This is a genomic window from Paenibacillus sp. FSL P4-0176, assembly GCF_037975265.1.
Lineage (GTDB): Bacteria > Bacillota > Bacilli > Paenibacillales > Paenibacillaceae > Paenibacillus > Paenibacillus amylolyticus.
In genome coordinates, this window is record NZ_CP150242.1 from 1,960,104 (window position 1) to 1,974,850 (window position 14,747).

11 protein-coding genes are annotated in these 14,747 nt (G+C 46.2%); 6 read left to right on the forward strand and 5 right to left on the reverse strand.

Annotation, left to right across the window (positions count from 1 at the left end; genetic code table 11):
- The first annotated feature begins 440 nt into the window (after positions 1-440).
- Positions 441-3,314, forward strand: a complete 2,874-nt coding sequence (locus tag MKY95_RS09190; protein WP_047842236.1) for a 2-oxoglutarate dehydrogenase E1 component — start codon at positions 441-443, stop codon at positions 3,312-3,314.
- 5 nt (positions 3,315-3,319) lie between these two features.
- Positions 3,320-4,591 carry a 2-oxoglutarate dehydrogenase complex dihydrolipoyllysine-residue succinyltransferase gene (gene odhB, locus MKY95_RS09195; protein ID WP_076318298.1) on the forward strand — a complete coding sequence of 424 codons (1,272 nt, stop codon included), beginning with the start codon at positions 3,320-3,322 and terminating at the stop codon, positions 4,589-4,591.
- A 126-nt stretch (positions 4,592-4,717) separates the two neighbouring features.
- Here odhB and MKY95_RS09200 read toward each other — a convergent pair whose 3' ends face one another.
- The 4 genes from MKY95_RS09200 to MKY95_RS09215 form a co-directional block, all read right to left on the reverse strand.
- On the reverse strand, positions 4,718-5,698 hold the full coding sequence (locus tag MKY95_RS09200; protein ID WP_076318299.1) for an alpha/beta hydrolase: 981 nt from the start codon (positions 5,696-5,698) through the stop codon (positions 4,718-4,720).
- A gap of 41 nt (positions 5,699-5,739) precedes the next feature.
- Positions 5,740-6,717 carry a type I phosphomannose isomerase catalytic subunit gene (locus tag MKY95_RS09205; protein ID WP_036610197.1) on the reverse strand — a complete coding sequence of 326 codons (978 nt, stop codon included), beginning with the start codon at positions 6,715-6,717 and terminating at the stop codon, positions 5,740-5,742.
- A gap of 189 nt (positions 6,718-6,906) precedes the next feature.
- Positions 6,907-7,491 carry a class I SAM-dependent methyltransferase gene (locus MKY95_RS09210; RefSeq protein WP_076318300.1) on the reverse strand — a complete coding sequence of 195 codons (585 nt, stop codon included), beginning with the start codon at positions 7,489-7,491 and terminating at the stop codon, positions 6,907-6,909.
- A complete protein-coding gene (locus tag MKY95_RS09215; RefSeq protein WP_036669734.1) occupies positions 7,492-8,445 on the reverse strand; it encodes a TIGR01212 family radical SAM protein in 954 nt (317 codons plus the stop codon). It lies immediately after the preceding gene.
- 439 nt (positions 8,446-8,884) lie between these two features.
- Here MKY95_RS09215 and MKY95_RS09220 point away from each other — a divergent pair, with 439 nt between their 5' ends.
- On the forward strand, positions 8,885-9,085 hold the full coding sequence (locus MKY95_RS09220; RefSeq protein WP_036610190.1) for a hypothetical protein: 201 nt from the start codon (positions 8,885-8,887) through the stop codon (positions 9,083-9,085).
- Between the two features lie 152 nt (positions 9,086-9,237).
- Entirely contained in the window at positions 9,238-9,993 is a 756-nt protein-coding gene (gene trmB, locus MKY95_RS09225) for a tRNA (guanosine(46)-N7)-methyltransferase TrmB (RefSeq protein ID WP_076252463.1), read from the forward strand.
- Positions 9,994-10,122: 129 nt separating this feature from the next.
- Here the strand turns inward: trmB and MKY95_RS09230 are convergent, their stop codons facing one another.
- Positions 10,123-12,375 carry a helix-turn-helix domain-containing protein gene (locus tag MKY95_RS09230; protein WP_076318301.1) on the reverse strand — a complete coding sequence of 751 codons (2,253 nt, stop codon included), beginning with the start codon at positions 12,373-12,375 and terminating at the stop codon, positions 10,123-10,125.
- Between the two features lie 408 nt (positions 12,376-12,783).
- Here MKY95_RS09230 and MKY95_RS09235 point away from each other — a divergent pair, with 408 nt between their 5' ends.
- Positions 12,784-13,689 (forward strand): ABC transporter permease subunit, encoded by a 906-nt coding sequence (locus MKY95_RS09235; protein WP_017689672.1) that lies wholly within the window; start codon positions 12,784-12,786, stop codon positions 13,687-13,689.
- A gap of 30 nt (positions 13,690-13,719) precedes the next feature.
- Entirely contained in the window at positions 13,720-14,649 is a 930-nt protein-coding gene (locus tag MKY95_RS09240) for a carbohydrate ABC transporter permease (protein ID WP_081745926.1), read from the forward strand.
- Positions 14,650-14,747 lie beyond the last annotated feature (98 nt).

Below are 14,747 nucleotides of genomic sequence, written 5' to 3' on the forward strand. Positions count from 1 at the left end.
GGAGGTAAAATGGGAGATCGTATGCCTATTTTGTTGTAATTAAGTGTTCGTTGTTCTACCCAAATTGATCGATTTATTCGATTCATCTAATTTATGCATCAATTGAACTAAAAATAGGAAATGCTCCTGAGCGTAAAAGTTTATAGAATAGATAGTAGAACATGGACTTCACTTGAAGAAGTGGAGAAAGTGTAACCTTCGAACGGATCAGGACAGTATTCGACATCTGTGCGACGGTATATACAATCATTGTTTTACTTTGATTTTGAAAACGCAGACAAACCTTGACGGGAGCGTCGGACTAACGTTACTACCACCAACAGCACGATTATTGGACTTCATGAAAAATTTCGCTTAAAATGTTGAACGAACGCAAATTACGGCTTAGTCAATGATTTCCGTCAAAAACTTATGACTAAATCAAGACGGAGGGAACGTCGATGACGATCGTGGAAGGCAACAAGAAGCCCTGGGAAAGTTACTATGGCCCCAATATGGGATACGTACAGGAACAATATGAATTATTCACTCAAGACCCTGGTTCGGTTACACCGGCTTATCGTGAACTATTTGAACAATGGGGTGCACCGCCGATGTCTGGCAGGGATGCACGCACAACCTTGAATTCCGGCAACGCCCAATCGGCTTCCGGAAGCGTAGACATTCAACTATTACAGAAAGCGGTTACAGCGGGTAAACTGGTATGGAACATCCGCACCTATGGTCATCTTGCTGCAGATATAGATCCGCTTGGAATCAGTGAAGATACAGACACATCTTTGCTGGAACCTCAGCATTTTGAATTAAACGAAGAAGATCTGAAAGCTTTGCCTGCTTCCCTGATCTGGGAAGGTGCAGATGGGCAGACAGCAACCGGATGGGATGCAATCCAACGTTTGCGTCAGATATACACTGGACCCATGGCCTACGAATTCAGTCATGTGCACGAAGTTCAAGAGCGTGAGTGGCTGAATCGTCGTGCGGAATCTCGGACATCACCGGCTCCACTTACGCCGAAAGAACGTAAGGCTTTGCTGGAACGTTTGGTTGAAGTCGAGCAATTTGAAGATTATCTTCACAAAACATTTGTTGGGCAGAAACGTTTCTCCATCGAAGGTAACGATGTGCTTGTGCCGATGCTGGATGAAGCTGTTCGCATCATGGCAGAAGCCGGATCAAGCCACATTCTGATGGGTATGGCCCACCGTGGACGGTTAAATGTACTGGCTCATGTTTTGGGCAAACCGTACAGCAAGATTTTCTCTGAATTTCATCATGCTCCGAACAAAGATTTGGTTCCATCGGAAGGTTCGACTGGGATCAACTACGGTTGGACGGGGGATGTCAAATATCATATGGGTGCCAACCGTTTTGTGAAAGACGGGGAAACTGTACAGGCACGCCTTACTCTGGCGAATAACCCGAGCCATCTGGAATACGTTAATCCGGTTGTACAAGGGTTTGCTCGTGCGGCTCAGGATGACCGTCGTGACCCTGGGTATCCGAAGCAGGACGTGACGAAGGCAGCTACCATTTTGATGCACGGTGATGCAGCATTCCCTGGAGAAGGGATCGTTGCAGAGACGCTTAACTTCAAAGCTCTGCCAGGTTATCAGAATGGCGGAACCATCCATATTATCGTCAACAATCGTCTGGGTTTCACTACAGATAGCAGTGATTCCCGTTCAACGTACTACGCAAGTGACCTTGCTAAAGGGTACGAAATTCCGATTGTACACGTGAATGCGGACAATCCGGATGCTTGTATTGCAGCCATTCGTATGGCAGCCGAGTATCGCAATCGCTTCAAAAAGGATTTCCTGATCGACTTGATCGGTTATCGTCGCTACGGCCATAACGAAACCGATGATCCCGAAACAACTCAACCTATCGTTTATGACAAGGTGAAAAACCATCCAACGGTAAGCCACTTGTATCAGGATCAGTTGAAAGAGGAATCGATTATCGATGATGCATCCATTACGAGCATTCGCGATGGAGTAACGAACAAATTAAAAGAAGCTTATGACCAGATGAAGAAAAATGAAGTGCATGAATATTATCAGCGGAAAATCAGTGAGCCGGAGGCTGTTACGATTACTCCGACTGCGGTACCGCTGGAGAATCTTCGCAGCATTAATGCCGATCTGCTGAAATGGCCTGAGAACTTCAATGTGTATCCGAAGTTACAGCGAATTTTGCAACGCCGGAGCACTTCCCTGAACGAAGGGGAAAAAGTGGATTGGAGCCTTGCGGAGACACTCGCATTTGCAACCATTCTGGCAGATGGCAAGCCAATTCGGATTAGTGGACAGGATGCCGAGCGTGCTACATTCGCTCATCGGAATCTGGTGTTGCATGATTCGGAGAATGGAGCAAAGTTCTGCCCATTACATCACTTGCCACAGGCAAGAGCATCCTTTGCAATCTATAACAGTCCGTTGTCTGAAGAATCCGTTGTTGGATTCGAATACGGATATAACGTATATTCACCCGATACACTGGTCATCTGGGAAGCTCAATTCGGTGACTTTGCCAACTGTGCACAGGTTATCTTTGATCAGTTTGTATCAGCGGGTCGTGCCAAGTGGTCTCAGAAATCCAGTCTGGTCATGTTGCTTCCACATGCGAATGAGGGTCAGGGACCTGAGCATACAAGTGCTCGTCTTGAACGCTTCCTGCAGCTTTGTGCAGAAGACAACATGACGGTTGCCAACTTGTCGAGTGCTTCTCAGTACTTCCACTTGTTGCGTCGTCAAGCTTCCTTGACTGAAACGGAAGATGCTCGTCCACTTGTGATGATGTCACCGAAAAGTCTCATTCGGAATCCGCGTGTTGCTTCACCGGCAGTCGAATTCAGTGAAGGCAAGTTTGAGCTTGTGCTGGAGCAAGCCGGACTGGGTACACAGCCGGATCGCGTAGAGCGCATTATTTTGTGCAGTGGCAAGATTGCCATTGACTTGGAAGATGCTTTTGAAAAAGATAAAGCTGATTGGTCATGGCTTCACATCATTCGAGTGGAACAGCTATATCCGTTCCCGGCAGAAGAGATTAAACGCATACTCGCACGTTTCAGCAATGTAAAAGAACTGGTATGGGTACAGGAAGAAAACAAAAACATGGGTGCCTGGACATACATGGAGCCTCGTCTTCGTGAAGTTGCCCCGGAAGGCACAACCGTTAGATACGAAGGTCGCCCGGAACACGCAAGTCCTTCCAGCGGTTATCAGCTTGTGCATAGTATGGAACAGCAACAGATTATTACATCTGCGTTGAAACAAACGACGAAGAATAATATTCCACTGGGGAGGTAACAGCTGTGAGTGAAATTAAAGTACCTGCAATGGGTGAGTCAATAACTGAGGGAACTGTATCCAGATGGATGGTTAAAGAAGGGGATACCGTTAATCAGGGTGATGTGCTTCTTGAACTGGAAACGGATAAAGTAAATATTGAGATCAGCGCAGAAGAAAGTGGCGTGCTGGAGAAGATCATTCGTCAGGAAGGAGAGACGGTCGAGATCGGTGAAACGATCGGTACACTCTCAGCTGGTTCTGGAGGAGGAAGCGGTGCACCCGCTTCCGAACCAGCAGCTGAAGAGAAAAAGACCGTTACTCCTGCACCTGAAGCTCCAACACCACCACCAGCACCTGTTGCGGCAGCACCGGAGTCATCCGATAGTGCCAAGACTGCTTCACCGTCTGCCCGTAAGCTTGCACGTGAACGTGGTATCGAACTGGATCAGGTTCAGAGCAAAGATCCGATTGGACGGGTATACCAGGATGATGTGAAGAGCCATAACAATCTGGCGCCTGCTCCTGCTGCTCCCCCTGCGAGTAAAGCTCCAGCAGCACCAAGTGCTCCGGCAGCTGGAAGTTCTACCTATACTAAACCAGTGGAGCGTCAGCGGATGTCTCGCCGTCGTGCAACCATTGCGAAACGTCTGGTAGAGGCTCAGCAGACAGCAGCCATGTTGACTACGTTTAATGAAGTTGATATGACTGCGATCATGGATGTACGTAAACGCCGTAAGGACAAGTTCAAAGAGAAACATGAGATTAACCTGGGCTTCATGTCCTTCTTCACTAAAGCGGTTGTGGGGGCTCTGAAAAAATTCCCTACAATTAACGCAGAGATTGATGGCGAAGATGTTGTACTCAAAAAGTATTATGATATCGGCATCGCCGTATCTGCGAAGGAAGGACTGGTTGTACCGGTTGTGCGTGATGCAGATCGTCTGGGCTTTGCCGAGATCGAGAAGAGCATTGCGGACCTGGCATCCAAAGCTCGTTCCAACACGCTGGCGTTATCTGATCTGCAAGGTGGAACGTTCACCATCACCAATGGTGGAACATTTGGTTCCTTGTTGTCTACGCCAATTCTGAATACACCTCAAGTGGGTATTCTGGGGATGCATAAGATCCAGCTTCGTCCAGTGGCGATTGATGCAGAACGGATGGAGAACCGTCCAATGATGTACATCGCGTTGTCCTACGATCACCGGATTATCGACGGTAGTGAGGCTGTTCGCTTCCTCGTAACCGTGAAAGAACTGCTTGAAGACCCGGAATCCCTGTTAATTGAAGGTTAATCCATAACGTTTGATTATAGCTATTATTCATATCGCTTAACAAGAAAACCCCTGAACTGGTGCGCAGCGTGAGCTGTACATCCGATTCAGGGGTTTCTTTTTGCTCTTGATATGTCTCCGACTCTATTATATAGAGTCAGCCATCTCAGTACGGTTCAACGGACTAGAGTGTGTATTCGGGCCAGGGGTATTCCGCTCTAACCAGTTCACAACATGCTGAGCCACTTCTGTTCGGTTGATCTCATGCAGCATTTCATGGCGTCCATCGGGATACAGGCGATACTCAATATTCTCCAGCTGAAGTTTCTTATACTGCGAGACCAGATTAAGAACGCCTTTGCCATGAAGTCCGACAGGGTCCTTCTCACCTGAGAACAGGTATACGGGTTTGTGTTTGGGTATGCGCTCCATATTGTGTGGAAGATGGACTTCAAGCAACAATTTGAAGAAGTCGCGGAAAAAGCCTGCTGTACAGACTGCTCCGCACAGGGGGTCATCAATGAATCGCTGAACCTCTTGTGAGTCCCGGGACAACCAATCAAACGGTGTCGTTGCAGGGCGGAAAGAGCGATTAAATCCACCAAATACAATCGCGTTGAGTAGCATGCTGGGGTGGGTAGCCCCCTGAATGCCGCACTGCAAGAAGGCCAGCTTCTCTCCAAACCGGAGCAGACCACGTCTGCCGTTTGTCCCGGATAAAATAAAGGCATGGTACTGCTCATGACCAGCGTACATGAGATGTTGTACCAAGAATGAGCCCATGCTATGTCCCATTAGAAACAGGGGCACCCCAGGATTCTCTTTGGCGGCTACTTCGCCCAGATTGATCATATCACTCGCCATCCAGCGGAAGGCATCGATACCAGCATTACCAAGCAACTTGGCATTCTCCACAGTTTTGCCATGACCCCGATGGTCATTGGCATAAATCGCATAGCCATTTTGGGTAAGGATGTCGGCAAATTCGGCGTATCGGGCTGCCGTTTCGCCCATGCCATGTGCAATTTGCACTACACCTTTAACGTTGCATTCCGGATCGGGAAGCCAGCGGTACACATGAATACGGGTACCTTCACTAGCGACCAAGGCAAAGGTAGATTCCTGCATCTCGTGTAATTCCTCCTTCACAGGTTACATATAAGCTTGATTTAGGGCAGATAAGAGCGAAGAACAGTGGTATTCCCGTTCAATGTATAAGAACCCAGATTGGCTGGCAAGAGATAACATTGTCCAGCTTTCAATTCAATGCTGTCTGATTCAGCATGTGCCCACTCCAAAGTTCCTTCTCCTTCACAGACAACGAGAATCGTGAAGCTGTCAGGATTGGTGGAGAGTTCCCAACGTTTGTTCACAATACCTTTTTCAACTACAAAATAAGGGCATTCCGCAAGCTTGAGCCATTCACCAGGAGTAGCGTTATTTGTTTTCATCGTTGAGGCACCTGCGCCCTCATAGGCGGTGACATTTAATGAGTCTTCAACATGCAACTCACGTGGTTTGCCATCCAGCCCTGGACGATTATAATCGTATATGCGGTACGTCGTATCCGAGTTTTGCTGAATCTCAGCGACAACGACACCTGCACAGAGCGCATGCACTGTTCCCGCAGGGATAAAGAACGTATCGCCGGCCTCTACAGGTACCTGACGAAGGGTATCCATCACCGTGCCGTTTTCCAATGCTTCTTTTAATGTTGCCCGATCAACGCCGTCGTTCAAGCCATAGATGATGTGTGCGCCCGGTTTTGCGTCGAGTACATACCACATTTCTGTTTTGCCAAGCTCGCCTGGAGGAAGTGCCTCATAATCGTCTGTTGGATGAACCTGAACGGACAGGTCATCGTTGCAGTCAAGCAGCTTAATCAGAAGGGGGAAACGGCCGCCTTTTTCAGAGACGCCTTTGGTTCCAAGCCATTCGGTGCCCAGTTGTTCACGAACTTCATCCAGACCTTTGCCAGCCAGTGCTCCATTTAATACCTTGGTTGTACCGTTGGGATGATCCGCAATCATCCATCCTTCTCCGATATGTCCTTCAGGGGGCGTAAGGCCGAATTGCTCCAGCGCACGACCGCCCCACACACGTTCTTTGAACTCAGGTTGGAATTGTAATGGGTATGGCGTAGACATCAGTAATCTCTCCTCTAGTATATGAAATGGTGGATCGCTTTAATCAGTCATGGGCATGTAGTCGCCATGAGCAAACAAGTGAATACGTTTGCATATGTAGATGTAGAACACAGATCGCAGTAAGAAAAAGCCGTTAATAGCTCGCCTTGCGATTGTGTCTAGTTTATTGTATTTGGTGAACAAAGGAAATTATTTTTTCTCGATTCCGATCAGAAAAGGAGAAGTTTCTCGCTGCAATTGGCGATAGATCACAACCTGTGCCTGTTCCACCGGAAGGGCAGAGGACCAGTCCAATACAGCTTCTGCTTCCTGTGCCCCTCCGTCATGACCGGGGTAGAGCACAACCGTAATAATTCCGCGAGGACGTAATAAAGCGAGTGCAGCCTCGAGTGCAGCGATTGTGCTGTCAGTCTCGGTGATGATGGAGGAATCTGCACTTTCTGAAGGCAGGTACCCCAGATTGAACATAACTGCACCAACCGTACCAAGCCATGACTCAGGAACTGCTTCTGCCATTCGATCATGGCTTAGTTGAAGCATGGAGATGGAGCCAAGCTTGGCTTCATCATTTTGTTTTCGAATCCGGGCCTGTGCCAGCGTGAGGGCTTCATTTTGAATATCGAATCCAATGACTTGACCACGCCGGCCAACTTGTTGTGCCAAAAATAGTGTGTCTGCTCCTGTACCCACCGTTGCATCTATCGCCAGATCACCTTGCTGCAGACGGGAAGCAATCCACTGATGCGCACAGCTGAGAACCGAAAGAAAGCCCATCTATGCTCGCCTCCAATACTTACCTTGCCATGAATCCCGCTCTCGCAACTCACGATCAATGGAGTTCAACACTTCCCATTTGTTCATGGACCACATCGGTCCAATCAACAGATCACGCGGTGCGTCGCCTGTAAGACGGTGTACGATCATTTCCGGTGGAAGCATCTCCAGTGTATCTACGATCAGCTTGATATACTCGTCCTGATCCAGAAAACGTAAAAGACCGGCTTCGTATTGCTTCACCATTGGTGTTTTGCGCATCAGATGCAGCAGGTGAATCTTGATTCCCTGTACATCCATATTGGCAACTGCCCGTCCAGTGTCCAGCATCATCTCATGTGTCTCTTGAGGCAGACCATATATGATATGTGTGCACACACGTATATTCCGTTTACGCAGTTTCTCAACCGCCTCTTCGTAACACTTCGTGTCGTGCGCGCGATTAATCAATGTTGATGTGGAATCATGGATGGTTTGAAGCCCCATCTCAACCCACAGATAGGTGCGTTCGTTCAGTTCAGCCAAATAATCAACAACGTCATCTGGCAAACAATCCGGGCGAGTGGCGATGGACAAACCAACAACACCGGGTTGCTCAAGAATTTCTTCAAAATATTCGCGCAGCTCCTCAACCGGAGCATACGTATTCGTATAGGCTTGGAAGTAGCCAATATAATGGGCTTTAGGCCACTTGAGGTGCTGTTTATCTCGAATTGTATTGAATTGGGTGACCAGATCTTCACGTCTGCTGCCAGCAAAATCGCCTGATCCACGCGCACTGCAGAAGGTGCAACCACCTTTGGCAATGGAACCGTCGCGGTTGGGACAGGTGAATCCAGCATCCAGCATTACTTTGAAAACCTTATTGTTAAATTGATCTCGCATCTCATAATTCCAGGTATGGAATCGTTTATCTCCCCACAGGAGAGGGGACTGTAATGCAGGTGCATTCATCTTCAGGGTACTCCTTTGGTTGTCGAATTACCGTAATCATACGTGAACAAAAGAAGAAGCGCTATGCGATTTCCGTCATAGACGATGGATAGCGATTATAGGTGTCTTCATGAACTTTAGCATTTTGCATTATTCGATTTCAATCGCTCACGGGTACAAGATATGGACAGGAAAAAGCATCCTGATCCATATCTTGCTGATTGGAAGACGCTTATGGGATTTATGCAAAATGCTCACTTTATCATTGTATCAAAAAACTAAAAAAAAAGGGAATCGAAACGCAAAAATAGGCCGTAAAATCAAGGTTTTTTCCTTGCTATAGTTTACACCTTATGTTATATTTAAATCAGCGTCAGACACCATCTAATGGGTATTATTCATCATAGCATTTGAATCAACGTTGACGTCATGGACCATACTATACCGTGAGGTGATATGAATGAATTCCCAAGTTAAAAACAATGAATTGAATCATGTGTCTGTTGAATTGACGGCAGAAGAAGCACTGGCTTTAACAGGTGTTCGTTTTAATGGAAATCCGAAAGTGAAAGCGGCTGCAAGACAAAAAGTTCGCGATGCTTTCGAAAAGACATTTGATTTTTCACACCAAGATAAGGTAGACTATGAACTACTAAAGTAGTTGGACCCCAATTCCAAATAAATCGAAGAGGGAATCTTTGAGATTTGCCCAAAGTGGCAGATCCGAAGATTCCCTTTTCATTGCTCTTTACAATTTGCCAGTTCTTCGGCAAAATAAGTCTGAGACAAGTATGGGACAAACGGAGGAATAAAATGCGTTTACGTGGCAGAAAAGGGATAAGAGAAAATCTGGAGCAGCAAGTTGATCTTGTTGTACTGGACCCCAAGCAACATAAAGGAAAATGGTCTGAATTGTTTGGCAATGATCACCCGATCTTCGTGGAATTTGGTATGGGTAAAGGTCAATTTATCAGCCAAATGAGTTATAAATATCCGGAATTTAATTTCATCGGTATTGATATGTATGATGAACTGGTGCGTCGTGCCAGTGAGAAAGCTCGTAATGCGTGGAGTCAGGCTGATGTGGAGACACCCCCTAACCTGAAGCTTGCGCTGGCAAATATCGAACAGATCGAAGAAGTTTTTGAACCGGAAGAACTGGAGCGCATTTATTTGAACTTCAGTGATCCTTGGCCAAAAGCAAAGCATGCACGTCGTCGGTTGACGCATCCACGCTTCCTGAAGAAATACACGGAATTGCTTAATCCCAAAGGTCAGATTCATTTCAAAACCGATTCGGAGACGCTGTTTGATTTCTCACTCAACGCCATTGCCGACTTCGGCCTACAAATGACCAATATTTCTTTGAATCTGCATCGTGATGGTTTGAATGAAGAACATGTGATGACGGAGTACGAGCAGAAATTCATGGGTAAAGGTATGAACATTCACCGGGTTGAAGTGATTGTGGGTGAAGAGGCCCTGCGTGAGTATCAGCAGACACGTCTGGACAAGTATAAAGTTCGTGAAGCTTCTGATGAGTCTGGTGAAGATCAGGAACAGGAATAAATCGAAATCTAACTTAAACTCATTAAATAAGAGCGACACATGAGGTGAATGATTCATTCTCATAGGTCGCTCTTTTTCTGCATTAACAATCGATGTGCATTACTCCATAAACTCAAGTCTGGGATGATTTCAAAAGTTTTCTGAATGAAATTCTTTGCGGCGATAATCGTTTGGTGTAACCCCGTTAAACTTTTTGAACATGCGATAGAAGTATGAACTGTTGGTGAATCCGGTCCTCTCGGCAATGTCGGCAACGGAGTTTTCTGTCTCCACCAGCAGATGCTGGGCCTTGGCTATGCGGGTTTCGTTAATTACGTCCGTGAGCCCTTTCAGGGTGAGCTGTTTGTAGAGCCTGCTTACATAGATGGGCGACATGCCCAACTCATCTGCGATAGAAGTTAGACATAGATTGGGGTCTGAATAGTCCCGCTCAATAATGCCATTGATTTTACGAATTAACTCTTCGTGCTTCAGTGTACGTTTCTCCTCGACTTTGGAACCAAGCTCATCAAACATCCGATAGAAGTGTTCATGTACTTCACTAATGTCTTCCGCGTTTTTGACAGGCAGCATTAGACCATCCGAGACTGAATCAAGCGTGAGTTGATTATTCTTCTTGAGGGTATTTCGTACATGGTTCAGTGTCATCGTCAGATGGGATAAAGCTAGCTGGAAGACGGTAAATGGATATGCGGCTGTCTCGCCGACAATATCTGCATAGACTTGTTTTGCTTCTCGCGTCTTACCTGTCATTAGATGATCGACAAGTTGTCTTTCCTTACCTGCTGGAAATGCGTACTCCTTGGCGTGATAAGCCATGATGTCAGAGGTATAGATCAGACAGCCCGGTCCCATGAACAAACGATGCAGTGAGGCTTCGGCTGATCTGGTGTAGGATGCAATACTGTCTTCCAATGAATCTTCTTCCGTGCCGATCGTACAGGAGATGGAGCATTTCAAATGGGTCATTACAGCTGCCTGCATCATACGTAGCAGCTCTTCGATCCGGTTATGAGCAGGTTGCTCAAGTTCATGGCTTTCCGCTTTTTCATTGAAGATGAGTGTGATCAGATCACCGCCCATGTCCACAGCTTCCGCATTGTAGTGGAGATCGGCTGTCTCGGTGCAGATGTTCATCATGGCGTATTTTACAAGTTGGGTCTCATCACGATACGTTTCGCTGAATTCGGTAAAATGGTCAATACGCAGTAATACCAGTCTGGATGCACGCTGAACATCAATGGAGGAGCAGTAGAACTTCATCCGTTCTTCCAGCATACCTCCAGTTACTGTTTCGCGGCCCTGTAGGGCCCCTCGTAGAAAATCCTGCCGTAACAAATGAAGACTACCACGTCGCTCTGCTTCCATCACACGTAAACGAACAAGCACCTTATCAATAGGGTGATATAGTTTTCGGGACACAAGGTAAGAGAGCAGCAAGCCTGCGAAGAGAAGTCCAACACAAAACAGAACGGTATGTGTGCGCATACTCCGTATATCTGAGGTAATCAGATCAGAAGGTGTTATTCTTACATAACGCCAACCCAGGTCATCGGGAGCGGTATAGGTGATGAGCGATTTTTCTCCGTCGACCTTCTCGGTAAAGTAAGCTGACTGCTCCGTATCCTGGATAATTGGCTTCATAAAAGCTTCGCTGGAGAGATTTTTCATCAATGCACGGTCGCCAAAGTCAGATAAAAGGTCTCCCTTCTCATTCACGATAAAGGTCTTACCTGGTTGATCCACAGCATTCATATTTGGACTGAGCCAATCATCCTTGATATTAACGATGACAGCGTAGTTTAGTTTGGCATTGTCATTGATCGTGTCATAACAGAGATAGGTGTAGCTGTTAACCTCTGTCGCTTCGGTAGAACCGACCTGATATGTACGCGGGATGGGAACAAAAGGTTTATAGTCATGGAAGTTCTGGAGGATACTTTTAATCCCCTGATCGTCGATCTCCGAGATGGACTGCTGCCCATTGCGCACGTCGGAACTGATATAGAATTCATTGCTTTTGGAGTTATATACATAGATGGATTCGATAAAGGGAAGGGACATACGGTAGTTGTCTAGCTGCTCCATTGCCGATGTGATCTCATAGATATTTGGTTTGGAATAAAGCAGTAATGAAGAGATGGTGTAGTCCTGATAGATCTGATATGACAATGATTTTGCAGTCTCGGTCATTTTCGCCACTTCACGGCTGGTTTGTGTAAGACTGTTCATATCTGTACGATACACTTGGCGAAGAGCAATCCGATTATAGTTGACGTACAAAATAGTAGAAGCCACAAGTAAGGTAGCGACGGTACTGATAATAATGCCGATCAGAATCCGTGTGAAGACCTTCTGACTGTCCTCTGAACGTTTACGCATTCTGTTTCCCCCTCAGACCTCCTATTTTGGGTGAACCACATAGAAATTCATATACATACGTGAGGCTTCATAGTTGGAAGAGCAGAAGAGCAAGAGTAACTTGAATTATATATTATGTATGCGTTTACATCAATGATAGACAGGCTGTTTTGCCTGTTTTCTCTACATAAAGTTCAACTTTCGCTGAATTGTTCACTAGGTGTAGCCTATGCACGATATCAACATTTGTGAACGGATGTGTGTGGATGTCTGTTCATTTCATGGTTCGTTCATTTTGTTCATAGTTCATTTCGCAGAATCGTTCATTTTCTGAAGGGAAGCTTCAGTATCCGTGAGTGAAGAGAGCATCTACAATAAAAAGAGAGCTCCACCACGCAGCACCGCAAGAAATTCGGGAGGGATCGAGCCATGCTCAAAGAATTGAACAAAAACAAAATCATGTTTCTGATGCTGTTGCCCACGCTGATCTTTTTTCTGATTAACTCGTATTTTCCGATGGTCGGCATCTATTATGCGTTCACCCGGTATGATTTTGAAGGCGGATTATTTGGTAGTCCATTTGTCGGTCTGGAGAACTTTAAGTTCCTATGGCAATCCGGAATGTTGCTGAAGCTCACAACCAATACCGTGGGTTACAATCTCGCCTTCATTATATTAGGAAACGGTCTGGCGATCTTCTGTGCGATCATGCTTAGCGAGATCCGGGGCAGGTTATTCAAAAAAATTACGCAATCCGTCATGTTTTTGCCGTATTTCATCTCATTTGTACTATTAAGTGTAATCGCTTACAACATGTTTAACTACGAGTCGGGTTTTGTGAACACGGTGCTCAAACGTTTTGAGGCCGGCCCGGTCGACATTTATAACACACCCTGGATCTGGGTATTCCTGATCATCATCTTTTACCTATGGAAAAATCTTGGATACAGCATGGTCATTTATCTGGCCGCCATAACGGGTATCAGTGATGAGTATTATGAGGCTGCCCGAATCGACGGGGCCAATATATTTCAGCGGATCTGGTACATTACAGTACCGATGCTGAAGCCAACCTTTGTCATCCTGCTGTTGTTCTCACTCGGCAGTATTATGAAGGGGCAGTTTGACCTGTTCTATCAACTGATCGGTAACAACGGGGTGCTGTACAACGCTACAGATATTATTGATACGTATGTGTATCGTTCACTGAAAGTCACGTTTGATATCGGGATGGCAACGGCTGCTGGTCTGTATCAGTCCTTGTTTGGATTCATTTTGATCATGACCGTCAACTATATTATCCGCAAAGTAAATGAGGACTACGCCTTGTTCTAGAACGCCCGCAGGGCAGGAGGGAGAACAATCATGAACACGCCAATGAATACTCACACTCGTACGAATACCCGTCTCAGAGATTCGGAATTCACTTTCATGTTTCAACTGATTTCCTACAGCTTCATCATCATTTTATCAATCATGTGCTTGCTACCGTTCCTGCTGATTTTATCCGGTTCATTCAGCAGCAACGAGTCCATTGTGAGGGATGGTTATCACCTCTTTCCAACGGACTTTTCCCTGGAAGGTTACAAAATGGTGTTCAAATTCCCGACTCAGGTACTCAAGGCTTATGGGGTAACGGTCTTTACAACGGTGGTGGGGACTACGCTAGGGCTGTTCCTCATCACGATGGCTGGATTTGTGCTCCAGCGTAAGGATTTTAAATATCGGAACACGTTCTCGTTTTTTATCTACTTCACAACCCTGTTTGGTGGGGGACTTGTGCCTTGGTACATTATGCTGGCGAACTACTTCAATCTCACAGATACGTACACCGTACTTATTTTCCCGGGGTTGATGACACCGTTCCTCATTATCCTGATGAAAAACTTCATTCGCTCGGCAGTGCCGGATGAATTGATTGAGTCCGCCAAAATTGATGGAGCGAATGATTTCCGCATCTATTTCAGCATTGTGTTGAAACTGGCGATGCCTGGTATCGCCACCGTAGGTCTGTTCTTGGCACTGGGTTACTGGAATGACTGGTTTACCTCATCCCTCTTCATTAACAACCCGGATATGTACCAACTTCAATTTTATCTCTACAACACGATGAACACGATAACATTCATTGACCAGATGGCGATTGGCACAGGGATCACACTCAGTCAGGATGTGCCTACCGAATCAACCAAGATGGCAATGGCCATCGTTGTAACGGGACCGATTTTGTTCCTGTATCCGTTTGTACAACGTTATTTTGTTAAAGGACTCACCATTGGTGCAGTGAAAGGTTAGAACGTGAACGCGCTGTGGGCGTCAGGCCACTGATATCATTTCAGGTCTGAAACATGGCGAGTCTGCGCTAACATATAAAGGTTCACCACAAAAAGGGA